Raw genomic sequence first — 20,228 nt, 5'->3', positions numbered from 1 at the left:
TGAAAGGCGGGCCAGGACATGCAAGGACTCCCGGACGAAAGGGACGATAGTTGTGATGGATGAAAACGACCAGAAGCACGTGCGGCCATCGGGCGGACCGCGAACCCACGTCACCACCCCGATGTCGCACCTCGTCGCCAACCTCCTGTCGCCGGCAGCACGGCGCCGGGGTTTCGCGCAGGCCTCCATTCTCAACGACTGGCCGGTGATCGTCGGTCGGGCGCTGGCCACGCGGTGCCAGCCGCTGGCCATCGACTTCCGCAAGGGAACCCGTCGACAGGGCGTGCTCTTCCTGCGCGCATCCGGAGGGGCCGCGCTCGAACTGCAGCACCATGCCCGCCAGCTCGTGGAGCGGGTGAACGACTATTTCGGCTTCGATGCGATACGTCACATCCGCATCCTCCAGGGCACCCTGCCGCGCCCGCCGCAGCAGGCAGCCGATGCGCCGCGTGCCATCCTCACCGCTGAGCAGGAAACCGAACTTGCCGACAATCTCAAGGGTATCGAGTCCGAAGCCCTCCATCGTGCCCTCTCCGGCCTGGGGCGGACCCTGAAGGGGCGTGGCGGGGCGACGGCATGAGGGGTTCGGCAGCCGCCACGGTTCTGGCTCTCGCATTGTCGCTTGTCGCGTGCAGGCCCGCCTATGAACCCACGGCCATCCAGCGTGACCTGTTGCGGGTACCGCGCGATGCGGAAAGCCGCCATGACTTCGCGTCGGCCCGAACGGAGTACCGTCGTCTTGCGCAGGCGGGGATTGTCGACGCCCAGATATCGCTGGCCAGGATGTTGCAAGACGGAAGGGGCGGTCCCGAGGATCGCGAGGAGGCGGTGGCATGGTATCTGGCGGCGGCCAATGCTGGCTCGCCCGTGGCCATGCGCGAGGTCGGGCGGGCCTACAGGTCGGGGGACGGCCTGTCGCGCGACATTCCCAACGCGGCACGATGGTTCGGCCGTGCCGCCGAAAAGGGGGACGAACCGGCCCGCTTCGAACTGGCGACACTCGCTCTTAGCGAACGCAGCGGCAGCGAGGAGGAGGCGATCGCCGCACTGGAAGCCAGCGCGAATAGCGGTTACCTGCCGGCCCAGATCGAACTGGCGGAGCGCTATGACAAGGGGGATGCGCTGCCCCGCGATCCCGGAGCCGCGCGTCGCTGGTATTCCATCGTTGCTGCCACGCTCGAACAGGAAGCCCGGAATGGCGATCAGGGCGCAAGGAACCGTCTCGCCGATATGTATCGCGACGGCAAGGGGGTGCCGCAGGATGGCGAACGGGCAGCACGCATGTATGGCGAGCTGGTCGAAGCCGGCCGCGACATGGCGATTGTCGACCTTGCGCGACTGTATCGCGACGGTGCCGGCAATCTGAAACCCGATCCGGTCAAGTCCGCCCGCTATTTCGCGGAGGCTGCCGACCGGGGACATGCGGCAAGTGCATACGATCTCGGCAAGATCTACTATCGCGGCGAAGGCGTGCCGAAGGACATGCGTCGGGCCATCACCCGCTTCGAACAGGCCCTGCGACTCGGCGACGACCGCGCGCTGCTCTATCTGGGAGACATCTACAGTGACAAGTCGGAGTTGCAGGACTTCGACGACGCTGCCGCGTATTATCGCCGGTCGGGTCTGGCCGGCAATCCCAAGGGATATTTCCGGCTCGCGGAACTGCATGAGCGCGGAAGGCTGAGGTCATCCGACCCGGCGCTGGCACTGGCCCTCTACGAGCTTTCGGCCGAGGGGGGCTACGACCGCGGGCAGGAGCGTGCCGATCGTGTCCGGGGACGCCTGTCGGCGAACGAGCAGGCACGCGCGCGTGCGCTCAAGGGCGATTTGCAGCGCGCTTCCCTTGGACGATGAGATTCCAGCCCTCATATGAGGACAAGGTCGAGGGATAGTTCATGATCGGAGAGACGATATGCGAAAAGGCCTGAGCTGGTTTGCTGCCATCATCGTGCTGGCGACGGGGTCCATGACATCGGCCGCCGAGGTTGGGGAGCATGTCATGGGTGACGAGAATGCACCGATCACCATGATTGAATATGCATCCCTGACCTGTCCCCACTGCGCGGCCTTCAACACCGGAACCCTGCCGGCCATCAAGGAACAGTACATCGACACCGGCAAGGTGAAGCTGGTGGTACGCGAGTTTCCGCTCGACCAGATCGCCCTGGCCGCATCGGTCATTGCGCAGTGCGCGGGCGACGAGCGCTATTTTTCCTTCATCGATGCGATGTTCTCCAGCCAGGAACAATGGGCGCGGGCTGACGATCCCATCGCGGCACTCATCCAGCTGGCGCAACTGGGTGGCCTTTCGCCGGACCAGTCGAGAGCGTGCCTCGACGACAAGGCCATGGGCGATGCGGTCCTGCAGATGCGTGTCGACGGCGTGAAGGAATTCGATGTCAATTCGACCCCGACCTTCATCATCAATGGCGAGACCTATTCCGGCGACCGGCCGATTGACGAGTTCGCTGAAATTTTCGACGACCTCCTCGACTGAACCATGATTTCCGTGCGAATTCGGCGGGGATGGCCGATGTCCTGTTAAGCTTTCGGTTGAAGTGAAAGAGCCCATTGCCTTTCTCGCATATGGTGATAGCGTCGCGACATCTTCCCAAGATCTTGTGACGGTGCCTGTTGGAATTCTCGCGACTGCGTGTGAGCGGCTTCAAGTCGTTTTGCGATCCGGTTGAGCTGGAGATCGGTTCGGGGCTGACGGGCATCGTCGGTCCCAATGGCTGCGGCAAATCGAATATCGTCGAGGCACTGCGCTGGGTGATGGGAGAAAGCTCCGCACGGGGCCTGCGCGGGTCGGAGATGAACGATGTCATCTTCGCCGGTTCGGCCCTGCGCAGCGCCTACGACATTGCCGAGGTTTCGCTTCTCGTCAAAAAGCCGGTGAGCGTCCCGTCGCCAACGGCCGGCAAGCAGGCTGTTGCGGGTGGTGAAGACACAACCGTCGAAGGAGCGCCGGGGCTGGCGGAGGCCGGTGCCCCCTTCGAATTGCAGGAACTGGAGATCGCCCGGCGGATCAGCCGCAGTGCCGGTTCCGCCTACCGGATCAATGGCCGTGAGGTCCGGGCGCGCGACGTGCATCTGGTGTTCGCCGATGTCGGCGCGGGTGCCCGTTCCCCGGCGATCATCAGTCAGGGGCAGGTGGGGTTCGTCGTCGAGGCGAAACCGGAGGAGCGTCGCCGCCTGCTGGAGGATGCGGCCGGTATCGGCGGTCTGCACAGTCGCAGGCGCGAGGCGGAACTCAAGCTCGCCGCCACCGAGCGCAATCTCGAACGGGTGACGGACCGCATTGCCGGTCAGGATGAGCGGCTGGTCGAGCTGCGCCGTCAGGCCAAGCAGGCGGAGCGCTATCGCAAGCTGCAGGAACAGATCCGCGAACTTGAGGCGATGGTTACGCTGGCGCGGCTGAAGGAGGCCCGTGAGGCGCTGGAGACGACGCGTGTGCGCCACGAGGAACTGACCCGCGAGCATGCGCGGGGACAACATGCCGCCAGTGAGGCGGAGAAGGCCCGGGGTGTCGCCGAAAAGGCGCTTCCTGCCCGGCGCGAGGCCGTATCGCTGGCGTCGGCCCTCGCGGTGCGGGCCGAGGAGCGCCTCTCGTCCGTCGAGGCAGGCCGGCAGCAGCATGAACGCGAAACTGCCATGCTGGCCGAGCAGGTCGAGGAACTTCGCCAAAGGCTCGATTCCTACCGGAGGGATGCGGAGCGCGCCGAAACGATGCTGACCGAGCGTGACCTCGAAGCCACGGCGGCCGGTGAAGAAATGACACAGGTTGGTGCCCGGCTCGCCGAACTGCGTGACATCGAACCCGCACTGACACGGCAATCGGGTGAAGACAGTCTTCGTTTGCAGGAGATGGAACGGGAACTGGCCACGGCCGAGGCCCGCCATGAAAGCCTCGCGCGCCAGTTGGCCGGGCTCAGGGCCCGCCGTGCCGACGTCGCTCAGGAGCTCGAACGGCTGGTTGCCGTGGACGATGATGCGCTGGTGGAGGTTGCCGGCCGCAGGCTTGCCGAGGCGCGAGCGGAGCATGAGGCGGCGAGCCGGACGCGGCGTCAGGCGATGGAACGGGCCGAGGCGCTGGCTGTCCAGCAGAAGGAACTGGGTTCGAGGGTGGAGAGCGGGCGCGAGCAGCTTGCCTCTGCCGTATCGGCACGACAGGAAGTCGATGTGGAGCTGCGGCAGGCCCGTCAGAGGCACGAGGCGCGCAGTGACCAGCTGGCCCGCCTCGACCGTGAAGGCCAGAGGGTTGGCCGGCGGATCGAGGCCATCGAGCGGGAATTCTCGGCGCTGGCGCTGGAGGCGAGGGGCGAGACCCACAAGCGGCTGTCGGCCCAGTGCGCGACCCTGAAGGCGCAACTCGACGACAGGGAAGAGGCCGAGCGACGCCTTACCGCAGCCTGCGAGGCTGCCGTGGAGGGGCGGGAGATCGCTGTAGCCAGGGTCGGCGAGGCCGAAAGGCAACTCGAACGCTCGCTGGCCGAGGACGCCGCCCTCAGGTCGCTGCAAAGTGACGACGATGGCCATCCGGTCATCGACAGTTTCGATGTGCCCGAAGCCTGGGGCAGAGCTCTTGCGGCAGCGCTGGGCGATGACCTGCTGCTGCGGGTCGAGAATGGCGATTCGTCCGGCGGGTTCTGGAGGCATCTCGACCCGGAACTGCCCACTCTTGCCCTGCCCGCGGGAGTCGAACCGCTTTCCGGTCATCTCGACGTGCCGGAAATCCTCCGTCGGCGACTCCAGTCGGTGGGCGTATGTCCCGATTCGGAGACCGCATCGCGACTGCAACCGGGACTCGCCCAGGGGCAGCGGCTGGTCACGCAGGACGGGGGGCTGTGGCGGTGGGATGGTCTGGTGCGCCTGCCCGGCGAGGAGGACCCCGGGGAGCTGCGGGTGATGCAGCGTCGTCGTCTCGCCGTGCTCGCGGCCGGAATGCCGGCGTTGCGGCAGGCGCTCATGGAGGCGCAGGCGCACGGTGCCGAAAGTCGCGCAACCCTGCACCGGCTGGAAGGCGAGCTTGCCGAGGTTCGTGCCGAGCACCGCCGGCTGGAGATGGAGTTCCGCACGCAGACGGTGAAGCGCGACCAGCTCACCCGTGAGATCGAGGTTGGGGGTGCCAGTCGCGCCCGCCTGGTGGAGGAACGTGATGCCTTGCAACGCGAGCAGGCCGTGCTCGATGACGAACGGCAGAAGCTGGGCGAGGAAGATCCTCAGCTATTGAAGACCATCGAGGCCCGGTATCAGGGGGCTGCGGATACCGTTCGCCATTTCGAGCGGGATTTTGCATCGCAGCGCGATCGGCTGGCCTCGGTCGAAGGCCGCCTCGAAACTGCCCGCAAGGAAGCCGACAAGGAGGGGGGGCGAGAGACGGAACTGCTCGAAGCCGTCACCCGGGCCGAGATCACCTTCGAACGCCGTCGTGGCGAAGCCGAGGTGAGAAAGGCGCATCGCAGCACCGCATCGACGACACTGACCCGGGACGCGGAAAAACTCGATGCGGAGATCGATGCTGTCGGTGGAGAACTTTCGGCCATCGAGATGCAACTGACCGGGCTCCGTGAGGATCGGGACGCTCATGCCGCGAGGCTTGATGCCCGCCGCAACGAGCTGGAGACAGTTCGCCAGGAAGCCGCCCGCCATGCCGCCCGCCTGTCGGCGCTGGAACAGCGCATCGCATCCCTGAAGGCGGAGCACGCAAGGCTGATCGAATCCCGCGAGAATGCGGTCCGGTCCCGTGAGCCGCTCGTTGCGCGCCTGAGCCAGGCGCGGGACAAGCTCGAACGGCATCGGGCCGAAAGCGGCCCGGCAGCCCGTCATGCGGAGATCGTGGCCGAACTTCAGCGATTGACCGCTGCGCTGGCCGGGGAACAGGAGGCCCTGGCGGCTGCCGAGGGACTGCTGGCCCGATGTACCGAAGCCAGCCGGCAGGCGGAGGCGCGGCTGGCAGCCTGCCATGAGGCCATGGCATTGGCAGGTGCCGAACGCCAGCGCCTGCAGGACGGTGTCGATGCCGCACTTGCCCATGCGCGTGCCCGGTTGAACAAGCCGGTCGACGATCTTCTCGGACAGGAAACCATCTCCGAAATGCTTGCCGATGCCGATGTTCCGGCCATGGAGGAGCGGCTGCAACGACTCGTCACCTCACGCGAACGGGCGGGGCCGGTCAACCTGCGGGCCGCCATCGAGGCCGATGAACGCGAGGCGGAACTGGCCGGGCTTCGCCGCGAGGAAGAGGATCTGCGGCATGCGGTGGATCGCCTCAAGAGTGGCATCTCGACTCTCAACCGGGAGGCACGCGAGCGGCTGAACGAGGTCTTCGTCAAGGTCGATGATCATTTCCGCCGGTTGTTCGGCAAGCTGTTCCAGGGTGGCAAGGCACATCTGCGCCTTACCCATCTCGACGATCCGCTCAATTGCGGCCTCGAACTCGAAGCCATGCCGCCGGGCAAGAAACTGCAGAACATTTCACTGTTGTCGGGTGGAGAAAAGAGCCTGACTGCACTGGCGCTGATCTTCGCGTTTTTCCTGAGCGAGCCGAGCCCGCTTTGCGTGCTGGACGAGGTCGATGCCGCCCTCGACGATGCCAATGTCGAGCGCTTCGTTCTATTGATGGAGGAAATCGCCCGGGAGACAAGGACGCGCTTCGTTGTTGTTACCCACCATCCGTTTACCATGGCGCGCATGGACCGGCTGTTCGGGGTGACCATGATCGAGCGCGGGGTATCGCGTCTCGTATCCGTTGCCCTCGACGAGGCGGTGGAGATCGGATCTAGGGCATAGTGCCGCATAACCTGTCATTCCCGAACAACCCGCTGTTTTACTCGTCCACGATCGTGCCGCGCATTCTTGACAGGGGTAAGAGCCGCACCTAGTTTCGCGCCGGGTCGAGGGGCGGGCGATGTGTCTGGCGCCGGTATCGCGGTGAGGCTCGATGAGCGAGGATGATCGCAAGCCCGATTTTGTCGACTTCGATGCACGTTTGGAGCGCCTGAAGGCGAGCCAGCCGGGCAGCAGGGATGAGGACGCCCAATCCAGGCGCAGGAATGCGTCGTCGGCTCATGCAGGCTTGCATGTCGGTATCGAGCTGATTGCAGGTGTCTTGTTCGGCGTGGTCCTGGGCTACTTCCTTGATGGGTGGCTCGACACACGACCGGTGTTCCTCATCATCATGCTTGTTCTTGGCACGGCAGCAGGCACGCTGAATGCGTATCGCTACATGAAGCGGCTGGATCGCGAGCGCGCGGAGCAGGCGGAGGCCGGCAACGAGCGCTGAAGCCCGGCGCATATGGGTGGTTTACCCGTGTGCACCAGGGGGGGCGGTCCGGAGAGGCAGGGCATGATGCCGATCGCGATGGATCGAAATCTGCTCCGGTGAAGGATGAACGTCCGAGATGCAGTTGTGTCGGCATGTCGGACTGATGATGGGGCAAGGGTAAGTTGGCAGGTCCACTTCAGCAATTCGAAGTCAAGCCGATCATGACGATGGTCTTCGAACCGCTTGGCCTTAACATCTCATTCACCAATTCGGCGCTGTTCATGGCCATTGCCGTCGGTGTGGCAGCATGGTTGTTCAAGCGCGGTCTCGATGGAGCGAGTATCGTCCCCGGCCGGATGCAATCGCTGTGCGAAGTCATATATGACTTCGTCAAGGGCATGATCATGGACAATGTCGGCAAGGAAGGCATGCGCTACATGCCGATTGTCATGTCCGTTTTCCTTTTCATTCTGCTCGGCAATCTCATCGGCATGATTCCGGGTACGTTCACCTACACCAGTCACATCATCGTCACTCTCGTCATGGCCGTGTGCATCGTCGGCGGTGTCACGGTGATAGGCTTTGCACGGCACGGAACGCATTTCCTGAGCCTGTTCGCACCTGCCGGCGTGCCGATGTTCATCTATCCGCTGCTCATTCCCATCGAGATCCTGTCCTATCTGATCCGTCCGTTCAGTCTCTCGATGCGTCTTGCGGTGAACATGACCGCCGGCCACATCATGATGAAGACGTTCGCCGGATTCGTGCTTGCGATGGGCGTATTCGGCATCCTGCCGTTCCTTGTCGCCGTCGGTCTCACCGGTCTTGAGATCGTGATCGCGTTCCTGCAGGCCTATGTCTTCACTGTCCTGTCGTGCATTTACCTGAACGACGCGGTGCATCTGCACTGAGTCATCGCTGTACTCTGACTTCAGAGTTCCTTCCAACCGGATATCCCAACTTCGACGTCGCAAAAGGAGTGACAAGATGGAGATTGAAGCAGCCAAGATGATCGGCGCTGGCCTGGCTTGTATCGGCCTTGCGGGTGTTGGCATCGGTATCGGCAACGTTATCGCCACCAGTATTGCCACTTTCGGTCGCAATCCGGCCGCCCAGGACAAGCTTCAGCCGATCATGTTCCTCGGCTTTGCGCTCGTCGAGGCCATTGGCCTGTTCGCGCTCGTCGTCGCCTTCATCCTGCTCTTCGGCTGATCGGCGCTCGATCACCATCGCAGCGTCTGTGTCTGATCGGAGGCGTTGCCCGATGATCGAAGCGAAGGGATGAAGATGATGGCTCGCTATCTTCGTACAGCGGGTGCCATGGTCATGGGAGCCTTCGTGGCTCTCGTGCCTTGGCTGGTCGCTGCTGCCGAAACGGCCCAGGAAGTGTCCGCCGCTGCCGAGGCTCATAACGGTGCCGAGCATTCGGGTGGCATGCCGCAGCTCGACGTCAGCACCTACCTCCCGCAGGTCTTCTGGCTGGTCGTCTTTTTCGTGGTCCTGTACCGGATCGTTTCGAGGAAGGCGGTGCCGCAGCTGTCGGACATCATCCGTCAGCGCGAGGAACGTATAGCCGGCGATCTTAACCAAGCGGCGGAACTGCGTGCCGAGGCCGAAGCCGCCTACGAGCAGTATGAAGCCAGTCTCGCGAAGGCTCATGCCGCGGCGCAGAAGCAGGTCAAGGAAATCCGTGATCGCATAGCCGAAGAGCAGGCCGCAAGGCTGGCCGAGGTCGATGCAGCCATGGCCAGGAAGGTCGCCGATGCGGAAAAACGCATCGCGGAAGCACGTGCGCGGGCGATGGCCGAGGTCGAAAATGTCGCCGTCGAGTCAGCTCAGGCCGCAACTGAACGGCTGATCGGCGTCAAGGTCGGCGTGGATGAGGCCAGGCGTGCGCTGGCCGTCGTTCGGGAGAACGCAGCATGATGCCCATAATTGTCCTGATGGTCGCATTGCTTTGCCTGCTTTTCCTGATCCGCAAGCCTCTGGGCTCGATGGTCATCGGAGGGTTGGACAGGCGTGGGGAGCGCATACGCGCCGAACTCGACGAGGCCAACCGGCTCCATGAGGAAGCCCGTGCGCTGCTGGACAAGCACAGGGCAAAGCTGGTCGAAGGCGAGAATGCCGCGGCGGAGATCGTCGCGCATGCGCAGAGCGAGGCCAAGCGTCTTGAGGAGCGGCTCAAGGCGGAGATGGAGCATGCACTCAAGCGTCGCGAGGAGCTTGCCCTCGAACGGATTTCCCAGGAGGAAACGCGGGCCTTGCGTGATGTGCGCACCCGTGCGGCGCATCTCGCCGTCCAGACGACACGCCAGATCCTCACGGAGCATCTTGGTGGTGACGGTGCGCAGGCTGTCATGAAAAGCGCGATCTCGGAGGTGAAGCAGAAGCTTGCCTGATACCGCGTCTTGGTGAAATGTGAAAAGCCGTCCGGCGTGCCGGGCGGCTTTTCACGTTGGCGGGGAGGAGAAATGAAGCTTGATGGTGTGGTTGCAGTCGTGACTGGCGGCGCTTCCGGTCTCGGTCTCGCAACGACGGAGATGCTGGTCGGCAGAGGGGCTCGTGTCGTTCTGGTGGATTGTGACCGCGAGAAGTCGGGCGTCGAAGCGACACGTCTGGGGATAATTGCCAAAGAGCTGGATGTGTCGGACGGACTGGCTGCCGAGGCGATGATGGCGGAGATTGTCGCCGACGTCGGAGCACCGCGATTGCTGGTCAATTGTGCGGGTATCGGTCCGGCCAGGCGTATCGTCGGCCGTGATGGTGCGATGCCGCTTGACGCCTATCGGCAGGTGATCGAGGTCAACCTCATCGGCACATTCAACATGTTGCGCGTTGCGGCAGCCGCCATGAACGATCTCGAACCTTTGGCAACGGGCGAGCGCGGTGTCATCGTCAATACGGCGTCAGTAGCGGCCTATGATGGCCAGATCGGGCAGGCTGCCTATGCATCGTCGAAAGGCGGCATCGTCGGCCTGACGCTTCCGGCGGCACGCGAGCTGGCCGGTCGCGGCATCCGGGTCATGGCCATTGCGCCGGGGCTCTTTGCCACGCCGCTGCTGTTGGGCATGCCCGAGAATGTACAACAGGGCCTCGCGGCATCGATTCCGTTTCCCGGTCGGTTTGGCGATCCCGGAGAATATGCTGCACTTGTGGAGCATATCGCCGAAAACGTCATGCTCAACGGGGAGGTCATCCGCCTCGACGGCGCCTTGCGCATGGCACCTCGATAATGTCGTTTCATCTCAGGCGCGCGACGGCGGCCGACAGCGATGCGTTGTGGGATATGCTCGAACCGGTGATCCGTGACGGTGAGACCTATGCGCTCGATCGCGATATGAGCCGCGAGGCGGCGCTCGCCGCATGGATCGAATCGCCGCGCGTGTCATGGATCGCCACAAATGACGAAGGAACCGCATTGGGGACATTCTATGTCAAGCCAAACCAGCAAGGTGGCGGCAACCATATCTGCAATGCCGGTTTCGTGACGTCGCCACGGGCGCGTGGTCTCGGCATCGGTCGCTGGATGGGCGGGCGCGCCATCGAGGAAGCGACGGCGTTGGGATATGCGGCCATGCAGTTCAACTTTGTCATTGCCAGTAACGCCGTCGCGGTGCGGCTCTGGCGCGGTCTCGGTTTCATCGTCATCGGCACCATTCCCGATGCGTTCCGGCATCCCCGGCTTGGTCTGGTCGACGCGTATGTGATGTACCGCCGCCTTGGTTAGCCCGGGCGATACCTCTACAATCGACCCGACATCGTCGTGCGGGCCGTTCATCGCCCGCACACAGGGGTGAGGTAGGATGGAACCGACCATTTTCGCATTCCTGCGGCGTTATGCCTGGAAGCAGCAGGTCGTGATCCTGGCGCTGACCGCATTCACCCTCCCGCTGGGGTATGCCGCTCTGGAGCTGCCCAAGCTCATCATCAACCGGGCTCTGGGCACCGATCCGTCTCCTGAGTTTTTCGGTTATCAGTGGGATCGGATGGAACTGCTGTGGACCCTGTGCGGGCTTTTCCTTGCGACCGTGCTCGCCAGTGGCGGGCTCAAATATGTTGTCAATGTCTATGCCGGCGTCGTGTCCGAGCGGATGCTGCGACGGTTGCGCTACCAGTTGTACGACCATGTCCTGCGGTTTCCCCTACCGCATCTCAAGCGCGTCAGCCAGGGCGAGCTGGTGCAGATGATCAATGCAGAGGTCGAGCCGCTGGGTGGTTTTGTGGGCGAGGCGGTGACGACACCGGGCCTGCAGGGCGGTACGTTGCTGATCAGTCTGACGTTCATGTTCGTTCAGGATCCGGTACTGGGGCTCGCCGCCACGGCTCTCTATCCGTTGCAGATCTGGATCATTCCCAAGTTGCAGGCCAAGGTGAACCAGCTGGGCAAGCAGAGGGTCAACCAGGTCCGCCGCAATGCGGAAAAGATCAGCGAGTCGGCCGCTGGTGTCAGGGATATTCGTGGCAATAGCGCATCGAATTTCGAACGCGCGCGCTTTTCAAGTGAATTATCGAAAGTATTCAATCTTCGTTTCGAAATATACAAGAAGAAATTTCTCATAAAATTTCTCAATAATTTCCTTTCGCAGATTGGTCCGTTTTTCTTTTATTCTATCGGTGGATACCTTGTCATTCAGGGGCAGCTTACCGTTGGTGCGCTGGTCGCGGTCATTGGCGCGCAGAAGGACATAACTTCTCCGTGGAAAGAGCTCTTGTCCTTCTATCAGATGGTCTACGATGTCCGGATCAAATACGATCAGGTCGTTACCCAGTTCATGCCGCAGGGCTTGCGCGAGCCGGAGAGCGCCGAAGCCGTTCCGGCGGCACCCGGGCCGGATTTCAGGAAGGATGTACGGATCAACGGCCTGGGGTTGCAGGACGAGGACGGAGGCGTCATCCTCGATTCCTGCTCGGCTAACTTTACCCTGCCGACAACGATCGCCATCGTGGGTTCGTCGGGATCCGGCAAGGAGGAGCTTGCCCTGTGCATGGCCGGGTTGCTCGATCCATCGAGCGGCCGGGTCCTGTATGGCGGTGTCGATGTTACCGAACTGCCGGAATTCCAGGCAGGCAGAAAGATCGCGTTTGTAGGCAATCCAACCCAGATCTTCCGTGGTTCGATTCGCGACAACATGCTCTATGGTCTGTGCAATCGGCCGGTCGCAAAATCGGACGATCCGGAACGTGGGGCCTACTTGCTCGAGTCGGCGCGGGCCGGCAACTCGCCGCTGTTTCCATTCGACGACTGGACGGACTTCGCCTCGATCGGCATCCGGTCCGATGACGAGAAGCTGCCGCGCATCATCGAGATACTCAAGCTGGTCGGGCTCGATCATGATGCCTACTCGATCGGCCTGAGGTCGAGCCTGCGGCAACCCGACGACAACGATCTGGAAGCCCTGCTGCTGGACGCGCGCAGGGAGATGCGGCAGCGCCTTGAAAAAGATCCGCGGTTGTCGCGACTGGTCGAGCCCTTTGATCTCGCACGCTACAACACCAATGCGACCCTGGGTGAAAATCTCATTTTCGGAACGACAACCAGCGATGCCTTCGACATCGAGCACCTTGCGGGGAACCGGTATGTGCGAAGTGTGCTCGACGGGCAAAACCTGACCGATGACCTGATTGAGGCCGGCTATCATCTGGCCTCGACAATGGTCGAACTGTTCGCTGACCTGTCACCGGATCATGAATATTACCGGGAGTTCAGCTTCATCAATGCCGAAGACCTGCCGGAATATCGCGCGCTTGTAAGCAGGGCCGACGTCAATCATCTTGACCATTTGAATGAGGACGATCGTGCGAAGCTCCTTTCCCTGCCGTTCAAGTTCATCGTCGCCAGACACCGGCTCGAACTGATCGGAGAAGAGTTGCAGGGCAAAGTTCTCAAGGCCCGTGCGGCTTTCCGCAAGAACCTGCCCGAAGAGCTGAAGGGTGTGATCGAATTTTTCGATCCAGATCAGTACAATCGCGCGACGACGATTCAGGACAATATCCTGTTCGGCCGTGTTGCCTACGGGCAGGCGCAGGCACGCGAGAAGATTCTGACGCTGATCGGGGATATTCTCGAAAAGGCGGATACGCGCGATCGCATCATCGCGGTGGGCATCCGTTTCGAATGCGGGGTCAGTGGTGGGTTGCTGTCGGCACCGCAGCGGCAGAAGCTCGGGCTTGCGCGAGCCCTGATGAAAGAGCCGGATGTCCTCATACTTGTTGACGCAACGGGTCCGCTCGACCGGTCGGAAGCTCGCGTCGTCCTTGAAAATGTGCTGTCTTCATTCGACAACCGAACGGTCATCTGGGCACTACAGGAACCGCAGATCGCAAAGAACTTCAAGAACGTGATCGTCATGGATCATGGGTCCATCGCCGAAAAGGGAACGGTCGCCAGTCTGGATCATGACGGGAGTGCCTATCATGCATTGGTCGGCCAGTGAGTCCGCGAACAGGGAGGTGTCACCGTGAGCTTGCAGCGTGAGGTTGAAATTCTTCGCAACATTCCCCTGTTCAGCAAGATCGATCCGGCCAAACTGAAGCTTCTGGCATTCACCAGTGAACACCTCGAATACGACTCCGGCGACGTCCTGTTCCATCAGGGAGATGTCGGCGATGCCGCCTACATCCTCCTCGAAGGCGATGCCGACATCATGGTGGACGTGCCACCGGATCAGCGCATCAAGGTGGCCAGCCTCGGGCAGAACGAACTCGTCGGCGAAATTGCCATCCTGTGCGATGTTCCGCGAACGGCGACGGTCATCGCCCGCAGCCGGCTTGTCACCATGCGTGTTTCCAAGGACGGGTTCTTCAATCTGGTGACACAGTTCCCGCAAGTGGGAATGGAAATCATGCATGAGCTTGCTTCGCGATTGCATCACACCACTCAGGACCTGACCGATGCCCGGTTGCGCATCGAACAACTGGAGCAGCGCAACGGATGACCGGTACCCGGAACCTGTGGCCGAGATCCCGGAGCCGGTCGCTCGAATGGCTCGTTTTCGAAACCCGCACCCAGCCGTTCTTCGACAACCTGTTTGGCGAGCTGTGCGAAAGGATGGTCGAGGATGGCGTGCCTGTCGACCGGGCGAGCGTTCACATGCGCACCCTGCATCCGCAGTTCCAGGCAGGATCGGTGCAGTGGGAGCCCGGGTTCGAGATGGCGCAACTGACCATGTATGTGCATGGCGGTCTGTCGTCGGATGCGTTCCTCAACAGTCCGCTGCGCCCCATTTTCGCAGGCGAAGTGGGGGCGATCCGACAACGCCTCGATATTCCGCTGCCCGACGGTGCGGCCAGATACGATATCTATGATGAACTTCGAGAACGAGGGATGGTCGACTATGTGGTCATGCCCATGGAATTCGTCAGCGGCACCATCCATGCGGCCAGCTGGGCAACCCGGCAAGACGGTGGTTTCACCACCGACCAGTTGCAGATCATCAACGATCTGATGCCGGTCCTCGGCATGGTCCTTGAGGTACGGCTCAACCGACGCATCACCAGGAACCTGCTCAATACCTATGTCGGGACGCGAGCGGGAGAACGCATTCTCGCCGGCGATATCCAGCGTGGCAGCGGCGAAACCATCACGGCGGCGATCTGGCATTGCGACCTGCGGGGCTTTACCCATCTGTCCGAATCGCTGGCCCGGGATGAACTGATCGAGTGCCTGAACGATTACTTCGATACGATGGCCAGTCCCGTCCTCGAAGCAGGCGGCGAGGTTCTCAAGTTCATGGGCGATGCGATGCTGGCGATTTTTCCGCTGGAGAACCGGGCAGCCTGCCAGCGCGCCTTTTCGGCGGCGATCAAGGCCATAGAGGGCATGAAGGCACTCAATGCGCGTCGCCGCGACGAGGGCAGGAACGAGGTCGGCTTCGGTCTTGTCCTTCATGTGGGCGACGTCATGTATGGCAATATCGGTGCGGTCAGCCGTCTGGACTTCACCGTGATCGGTCCGGCGGTCAACGTCGCTGCGAGACTCGATGGACTGACGAAGGATCTCCGCCGCGAACTATTGCTATCGGGGGAATTTGTCGCCATGTGCGAGGGTATGCGCATGTTCCTGCCGCGCATCGGTTCCTATCATCTGCGTGGCGTCGATCGCGAGGTCGAGGTCTACGGTCTCCCCGACGACATGCCGTTGCGGCGGGGGGAACTGGCCAGTGCTGCATCATGAACTGGTTGCAGTGGGTCGCCGGGGTGGGGGGCTTCGATCTGGCTGCCCGGCGCAAGCCCCGGGACCCTCTGGCCCAGCTTGCCGCCATCCTGAAATTCCATGCCATTGACCTGGTCATCGATGTGGGGGCGAATGTCGGCCAATATGGCTCGATGTTGCGCCGGTTCGGCTATCCGGGACGCATCCTTTCGTTCGAGCCGCTGCCCATGGCCCATGCGCAATTGTCGCGGGCCGCTTCCGGTGACGATCGCTGGGATGTCGCTCCACCCATGGCACTGGGTGACGAGGGAGGAATGATCGTCATCGAGCATTCGAGCGAGAGCGACATGAGTTCGATTCTCCCGCAATCGCGGCTGCTTGCCGATATTTCACCGAGCTCCATGGTCCTCGAACGTCTCGACGTGGTCGTGAACAGACTCGACAGCATCGATCTGCCGGCCTTTTCCCGTGGCCACCTCAAGATCGACGTTCAGGGCTTCGAACCCCAGGTGCTCGATGGTGCTCGCGGTGTCATCGACCGGATGAAGTCCGTCCAGCTGGAAATGGCCCTTGTGCCCGTTTATGAAGGCGAACAGGCGTGGCGGTCGGCCATTGCCCGCATGGAGTCGCTCGGTTTCGAACTCCATATGATCATTCCGGGGTATTTCGAGCGCAAGCTCGCCCGGCAATTGCAGGTGGATGGCGTTTTCGTCCGTCCCTGAGCCCGAAGAGAAACGAGGAACAATGAAAGATCCGGGATCGCCCAGCTCGCTTCTGGTGCCCATTCATCCGGCGGGTTGGCCGTTCATTGCCATCTTCTTTCTGGTGACCGTCGTCCTTGGCTACCTGTGGACGCCGCTGTTCTGGGTCGGCCTGCTGCTCACCGCCTGGTGCGCCTATTTCTTCCGCGATCCTCATCGAACCACGGTTGACGATCCGGCTGTCGTCACAAGTCCGGCGGACGGTGTCGTCCAGCATGTCGAGCCGCGCGTACCCCCGCCCGAGCTCGAAATGGGCAGTGTTCCGCTGCCCTGCGTCGGCGTGTTCATGAACGTGTTCGATGTTCATGTGAACCGTACGCCGGTCATCGGGCGGATTGCGAAGGTTGCCTATCACAAGGGCAAGTTCCTCAATGCGTCGCTCGACAAGGCTTCCGACGAGAATGAACGGCAGTCCTTCCGCATCGCGACACGGGACGGCCGCGACGTCGGCCTGGTGCAGATCGCGGGTCTCGTCGCCCGCCGCATCATCGCGTTCAGCAAAGAGGGCGACGATGTTCGGGCCGGCGAACGTGTCGGGTTGATACGCTTTGGCAGCAAATGTGATATCTACATGCCGAAGGGAACCATTCCGCTCGTGTTGCCTGGCCAGCGTGCGGTTGCCGGCGAAACGGTGATTGCATTGCTGGACGGCAGCCAGACCCAGCGCCGGGGACGCACCAGCTGATGGACAAGTCACTCGCCAATCGTATTCGCCGCCGCCGTCTTCGGCCCAAGCCGTTGATCACGCTGGTGCCGAACATGTTCACCGTGCTGGGGCTTTGCGCAGGTCTTACCGGTATGCGCTATGCGCTTGACGGCCGCTGGCAGCTGGCTGTCGGCCTGATCGTCGCGGCAATCGTGTTCGATGGTCTCGATGGCCGTTCCGCCCGGTTGCTGAAGCTGGAGAGCAAGCTTGGCGAGCAGCTCGACAGCCTTGCCGACTTCCTGAGCTTCGGTGTTGCGCCCGCCTTCGTCATCTATCTCTGGGTCCTGCATGACGTGCGCGCCATCGGCTGGGCGCTCGGCATGCTGTTTGCCACCTGCTGTGCGCTGCGCCTCGCGCGTTTCAACGCCGAACTCGACGACCCCGACAAGCCTGCCTGGATGCACCATTTCTTCACCGGCATACCGGCTCCGGCTGCTGCCGGCCTTGCCCTGACTCCCATGGTCGGATCGTTCGTCCATGGCGATGAGATCGCGCGCAACTGGTATCTCAATGCCGTTGTGTTGACGTTCGTGGCGGTGATGATGGTGAGCCGCGTTCCTACCTACTCGATCAAGAAGCTGCGAGTATCGCAGGCCTTCGTCATCCCGACACTGCTCGCAGCCGGCATGCTGCTCGTGTTCCTCGTCACGGAGCCGTGGGCGACATTGCTGCTCATCGGCTGCGGCTATGCGTTCTTCCTGCCCGTGGCCTATCTGCATTCACGTCGTTATGCGGCCGCACCTTCGGCCGTCGGCATGGCCGATGGCGAGGATGGCGGCGGCGATGACGATACTGCCGACAATCACCGCACGGATGGCGGTGACCCGGGCGAGCCTCCCGCATGTGATCCGCGCGTGATTCGTATCGACAAATCCTCCAACAGCTGACGTTCGGGCCGGCTCATCATGCTCGATCCGTGGATGCGTCGCCTCATTGATGCGCCGTTGGAAGGCATGGCCCGGCAGCTCCACAAGCGTCGCATCGCCGCCGATACGATCACCTGGGCGGGCTTTGCGCTTGGTCTTGGTAGCATGATCGCGGTGGCTTTCGGCGCATTCGGGATTGCGTTGGGACTGATGCTTGCGGGAAGGCTTGCGGATGGCCTTGATGGGGCTATCGCGCGTATCCAGGGCGCCACGGATCTGGGGGGGTATCTCGATATCACGCTCGACTTCATCTTCTATTCCGGTCTGGTGTTCGCCTTTGCCCTGTACGATCCATCGTCGAACGGGCTCGCGGCGAGCTTTCTCATCTTTTCATTCATCGGGACCGGGACATCGTTCCTCGCCTTTGCGATCATGGCGGCCAGGCGGCAGCTTTCGACCGACCGGCGCGGCCACAAGTCGATCTACTATCTGGGAGGGTTGACGGAAGGGACGGAAACGATCGGTTTCCTCGTCGCCCTGTGCCTCTGGCCGGGGGCATTCCCATGGCTTGCGTGGACATTCGGCGGGTTGTGCTGGGTAACGACGGCAAGCCGGATCGCCATGGCCTTTGATCAGCTCCACGAGAGGAAATGATACCGTTCGGGATCGTGTACCGATGGTCAAATCATTCAGTTTCCTCGCATTCCATAGGCATTGGTTAAGGTTCGGGACGATAGTTTCGTACCTCGGGATGGAGAACGTCCGCACCATGTCATGATCCGATACCTTTCAGGCAAACAGAAAGCCATGCCGCGTTTCCGGCATGGAAGGCGAGTTGCCCCCCAGCCCTGAAAGGATGGAAGACGATGAACCTGCGCCTGCTCGGTCTGGTCTGGGCATTTCTGGCCCTTTCCGGCTGTGGATTCCTCAGCGAAAGGAATGGCTTGTCCGAACAGGAGCGAACGACCTTGAGCGAGCTCGCCCGGAGCGGACGGGCCGATCTCGATGCCGGCAATGTCGATCGCGGCATGGAACAGCTCAGGCAGGTCCTGCGCAGGGATCGTGAATCCCTCGACGCGCTGAATGGTCTGGCTCTCGGCTATGCCATGCAGGGCCGCCTCGATCTCGCGAGCATCTTTGCCGACCGTGCGGGGGTGCTCGATCCTGTCGAGGCCATGGAGATCGCCGACCTCGAACAGATCTCGCGCTCAAGACGAAACGACGATGGCGACGCCGTGCATTTCCGTCTGGCCAGCCTCAGCCTCTATGGCCCCATATATCGTAACGTCATGGAGCGGGTATCGGGTTCGGGATCGCTATCCGGTGGCCGAGAGATGCGGATGGTCGGCGTTCCGCTCACGGGGCAGACCTCAGCGCCCGTATCCGGATCTGATCTGACGGACCTGCAGGAACCTGAAAGCGTCGAACACCGCACGAATGAGGTCGTTTTCGCTCGGCGGAGATGATGGATGCGGTGCGAGACCTCGTGATGAGGGCCGTGTCCGTGTCGTTCGGATCAGCGAGGTGGGCCAATTTCTCCCCGGGATTTACACAGAGGTGGGATGGATCGCCTATTCCCTCCAGCGCAGCGCATCGACCAGCAGGCGGAAGGCCGGTGTGATCTGGCGCCGGCTCGGGTAGTAGAGGTGGTAGCCGGCAAATGGCGGGCACCAGTCGGCAAGCACGCGCACGAGCCGGCCGGAATCGACAAGGGCACCGAGGTGATCGGAAGGCAGGCAGGCCAGCCCGCGTCCAGCCAGCGCCGCCTCGACTACCAGATCGGAATCCGAGCAGGTGAACTGGCCGTCGACACGGACATTCAGCGGCCGACCGGCCCTTTCGAACTCCCAGACATAAAGTCCGCCGGCGGACTGCATGCGCAGGTTGATGCAGTTGTGGCGGGTCAGGTCATGGGGTGTCCTCGGTGCGGGGCGATCGCGGAAATAATCCGGCGCGGCGGCGACAACCATTCTCAGTTCAGGCCCGATGCGGACGCCGATCATGTCCCTGTCGAGACTTTCCCCAAGTCGGATACCCGCGTCGAAACCTTCCCTGGCAATATCGACGAAGCGTGAATCGACGGCGATCTCGATATTCACGTCCGGATACTCTGCCAGAAGGCGATTGACCGTCGGCAGGACGATCTGCCTCGCAGCCGTACGACTCGCCGACAGCCGGATCGTTCCCGCCGGATGACTGCGCATTTCGTCCAGCATGACAAGTTGCGCCTCGATGCCGTCGAGGGCGGGGCGCAGGGTATCGGCCAGCCGTTGACCGGCTTCGGTGGGGGAGACGGCACGGGTCGTGCGGGTGAGGAGTCGAACGCCCAAGCGTTCCTCCAGCCTGCGTACCACGGCGCTCACCGCGCTCTGCGAGGTTTGCAGCCGGGCGGCGGCACGGGTGAAGTTGCGCTCCTCGGCGACGGCCAGAAACGCCATCAGGTCGCCCATTTCCTCCCGTCGCATTCATATCTCCT

General features: G+C 62.3%; 20 protein-coding genes. 19 read left to right on the top strand and 1 reads right to left on the bottom strand.

Features of this window, described 5'->3' with window-relative positions; all coding sequences use genetic code 11:
• The first annotated feature begins 55 nt into the window (after positions 1 to 55).
• From H6851_02720 to H6851_02630, 19 genes are all read left to right on the top strand, one after another.
• Complete coding sequence (locus H6851_02720) at positions 56 to 580, top strand: DUF721 domain-containing protein (protein ID MCB9942526.1); 525 nt, start codon at positions 56 to 58, stop codon at positions 578 to 580.
• On the top strand, positions 577 to 1,854 hold the full coding sequence (locus tag H6851_02715) for an SEL1-like repeat protein (protein MCB9942525.1): 1,278 nt from the start codon (positions 577 to 579) through the stop codon (positions 1,852 to 1,854). Before H6851_02720 ends, H6851_02715 begins: the two co-directional genes overlap by 4 nt.
• Positions 1,855 to 1,912: 58 nt before the next feature.
• Positions 1,913 to 2,497, top strand: a complete 585-nt coding sequence (locus H6851_02710; protein ID MCB9942524.1) for a DsbA family protein — start codon at positions 1,913 to 1,915, stop codon at positions 2,495 to 2,497.
• 137 nt (positions 2,498 to 2,634) lie between these two features.
• A complete protein-coding gene (locus H6851_02705; GenBank protein ID MCB9942523.1) occupies positions 2,635 to 6,792 on the top strand; it encodes an AAA family ATPase in 4,158 nt (1,385 codons plus the stop codon).
• A 151-nt stretch (positions 6,793 to 6,943) separates the two neighbouring features.
• Entirely contained in the window at positions 6,944 to 7,285 is a 342-nt protein-coding gene (locus tag H6851_02700; GenBank protein ID MCB9942522.1) for an AtpZ/AtpI family protein, read from the top strand.
• A gap of 164 nt (positions 7,286 to 7,449) precedes the next feature.
• The gene (locus H6851_02695; GenBank protein ID MCB9942521.1) at positions 7,450 to 8,178 is read left to right on the top strand and encodes a F0F1 ATP synthase subunit A; all 729 of its coding nucleotides are present in this window, start codon (positions 7,450 to 7,452) and stop codon (positions 8,176 to 8,178) included.
• A gap of 76 nt (positions 8,179 to 8,254) precedes the next feature.
• On the top strand, positions 8,255 to 8,479 hold the full coding sequence (locus tag H6851_02690) for a F0F1 ATP synthase subunit C (protein MCB9942520.1): 225 nt from the start codon (positions 8,255 to 8,257) through the stop codon (positions 8,477 to 8,479).
• A gap of 75 nt (positions 8,480 to 8,554) precedes the next feature.
• Entirely contained in the window at positions 8,555 to 9,193 is a 639-nt protein-coding gene (locus H6851_02685) for a F0F1 ATP synthase subunit B' (GenBank protein ID MCB9942519.1), read from the top strand.
• Positions 9,190 to 9,666: a F0F1 ATP synthase subunit B gene (locus H6851_02680; GenBank protein MCB9942518.1), complete on the top strand. Its 477-nt coding sequence runs from the start codon at positions 9,190 to 9,192 to the stop codon at positions 9,664 to 9,666. Before H6851_02685 ends, H6851_02680 begins: the two co-directional genes overlap by 4 nt.
• Positions 9,667 to 9,738: 72 nt before the next feature.
• Positions 9,739 to 10,500, top strand: coding sequence for an SDR family NAD(P)-dependent oxidoreductase (locus tag H6851_02675; protein MCB9942517.1), 762 nt, complete (start codon positions 9,739 to 9,741; stop codon positions 10,498 to 10,500).
• On the top strand, positions 10,500 to 10,994 hold the full coding sequence (locus H6851_02670; GenBank protein MCB9942516.1) for a GNAT family N-acetyltransferase: 495 nt from the start codon (positions 10,500 to 10,502) through the stop codon (positions 10,992 to 10,994). The genes H6851_02675 and H6851_02670 overlap by 1 nt, the downstream gene beginning before the upstream one ends.
• 76 nt (positions 10,995 to 11,070) lie before the next feature.
• Positions 11,071 to 13,701 (top strand): ATP-binding cassette domain-containing protein, encoded by a 2,631-nt coding sequence (locus H6851_02665; protein MCB9942515.1) that lies wholly within the window; start codon positions 11,071 to 11,073, stop codon positions 13,699 to 13,701.
• 24 nt (positions 13,702 to 13,725) lie between these two features.
• A complete protein-coding gene (locus H6851_02660) occupies positions 13,726 to 14,202 on the top strand; it encodes a cyclic nucleotide-binding domain-containing protein (GenBank protein ID MCB9942514.1) in 477 nt (158 codons plus the stop codon).
• Positions 14,199 to 15,440 (top strand): adenylate/guanylate cyclase domain-containing protein, encoded by a 1,242-nt coding sequence (locus tag H6851_02655; GenBank protein ID MCB9942513.1) that lies wholly within the window; start codon positions 14,199 to 14,201, stop codon positions 15,438 to 15,440. Before H6851_02660 ends, H6851_02655 begins: the two co-directional genes overlap by 4 nt.
• Positions 15,437 to 16,141: an FkbM family methyltransferase gene (locus tag H6851_02650; protein ID MCB9942512.1), complete on the top strand. Its 705-nt coding sequence runs from the start codon at positions 15,437 to 15,439 to the stop codon at positions 16,139 to 16,141. Before H6851_02655 ends, H6851_02650 begins: the two co-directional genes overlap by 4 nt.
• 22 nt (positions 16,142 to 16,163) lie before the next feature.
• Positions 16,164 to 16,865, top strand: a complete 702-nt coding sequence (locus tag H6851_02645; protein MCB9942511.1) for a phosphatidylserine decarboxylase — start codon at positions 16,164 to 16,166, stop codon at positions 16,863 to 16,865.
• Complete coding sequence (pssA, locus tag H6851_02640) at positions 16,865 to 17,773, top strand: CDP-diacylglycerol--serine O-phosphatidyltransferase (protein MCB9942510.1); 909 nt, start codon at positions 16,865 to 16,867, stop codon at positions 17,771 to 17,773. Before H6851_02645 ends, pssA begins: the two co-directional genes overlap by 1 nt.
• A gap of 18 nt (positions 17,774 to 17,791) precedes the next feature.
• Positions 17,792 to 18,406, top strand: coding sequence for a CDP-alcohol phosphatidyltransferase family protein (locus H6851_02635; GenBank protein MCB9942509.1), 615 nt, complete (start codon positions 17,792 to 17,794; stop codon positions 18,404 to 18,406).
• Positions 18,407 to 18,618: 212 nt separating this feature from the next.
• The gene (locus H6851_02630; protein ID MCB9942508.1) at positions 18,619 to 19,218 is read left to right on the top strand and encodes a hypothetical protein; all 600 of its coding nucleotides are present in this window, start codon (positions 18,619 to 18,621) and stop codon (positions 19,216 to 19,218) included.
• 105 nt (positions 19,219 to 19,323) lie between these two features.
• Here the strand turns inward: H6851_02630 and H6851_02625 are convergent, their stop codons facing one another.
• Positions 19,324 to 20,217, bottom strand: coding sequence for a LysR family transcriptional regulator (locus tag H6851_02625; protein MCB9942507.1), 894 nt, complete (start codon positions 20,215 to 20,217; stop codon positions 19,324 to 19,326).
• Positions 20,218 to 20,228 lie beyond the last annotated feature (11 nt).

Source organism: Geminicoccaceae bacterium (assembly GCA_020638465.1).
Lineage (GTDB): Bacteria > Pseudomonadota > Alphaproteobacteria > Geminicoccales > Geminicoccaceae > JAGREO01.
Note: the sequence above shows the minus strand (reverse complement) of the source record. Positions and strands in the feature narration are given on the sequence as shown.

Bases quoted from the DNA above. Each gene is read 5' to 3' on its own strand.
- H6851_02720 (MCB9942526.1), top strand. From the start codon at position 56: ATGGATGAAAACGACCAGAAGCACGTGCGGCCATCGGGCGGACCGCGA.
- H6851_02715 (MCB9942525.1), top strand. From the start codon at position 577: ATGAGGGGTTCGGCAGCCGCCACGGTTCTGGCTCTCGCATTGTCGCTT.
- H6851_02710 (MCB9942524.1), top strand. From the start codon at position 1,913: ATGCGAAAAGGCCTGAGCTGGTTTGCTGCCATCATCGTGCTGGCGACG.
- H6851_02700 (MCB9942522.1), top strand. From the start codon at position 6,944: ATGAGCGAGGATGATCGCAAGCCCGATTTTGTCGACTTCGATGCACGT.
- H6851_02690 (MCB9942520.1), top strand. From the start codon at position 8,255: ATGGAGATTGAAGCAGCCAAGATGATCGGCGCTGGCCTGGCTTGTATC.
- H6851_02685 (MCB9942519.1), top strand. From the start codon at position 8,555: ATGATGGCTCGCTATCTTCGTACAGCGGGTGCCATGGTCATGGGAGCC.
- H6851_02680 (MCB9942518.1), top strand. From the start codon at position 9,190: ATGATGCCCATAATTGTCCTGATGGTCGCATTGCTTTGCCTGCTTTTC.
- H6851_02675 (MCB9942517.1), top strand. From the start codon at position 9,739: ATGAAGCTTGATGGTGTGGTTGCAGTCGTGACTGGCGGCGCTTCCGGT.
- H6851_02670 (MCB9942516.1), top strand. From the start codon at position 10,500: ATGTCGTTTCATCTCAGGCGCGCGACGGCGGCCGACAGCGATGCGTTG.
- H6851_02665 (MCB9942515.1), top strand. From the start codon at position 11,071: ATGGAACCGACCATTTTCGCATTCCTGCGGCGTTATGCCTGGAAGCAG.
- H6851_02655 (MCB9942513.1), top strand. From the start codon at position 14,199: ATGACCGGTACCCGGAACCTGTGGCCGAGATCCCGGAGCCGGTCGCTC.
- H6851_02650 (MCB9942512.1), top strand. From the start codon at position 15,437: ATGAACTGGTTGCAGTGGGTCGCCGGGGTGGGGGGCTTCGATCTGGCT.
- H6851_02645 (MCB9942511.1), top strand. From the start codon at position 16,164: ATGAAAGATCCGGGATCGCCCAGCTCGCTTCTGGTGCCCATTCATCCG.
- pssA (MCB9942510.1), top strand. From the start codon at position 16,865: ATGGACAAGTCACTCGCCAATCGTATTCGCCGCCGCCGTCTTCGGCCC.
- H6851_02635 (MCB9942509.1), top strand. From the start codon at position 17,792: ATGCTCGATCCGTGGATGCGTCGCCTCATTGATGCGCCGTTGGAAGGC.
- H6851_02630 (MCB9942508.1), top strand. From the start codon at position 18,619: ATGAACCTGCGCCTGCTCGGTCTGGTCTGGGCATTTCTGGCCCTTTCC.
- H6851_02625 (MCB9942507.1), bottom strand. From the start codon at position 20,217: ATGCGACGGGAGGAAATGGGCGACCTGATGGCGTTTCTGGCCGTCGCC.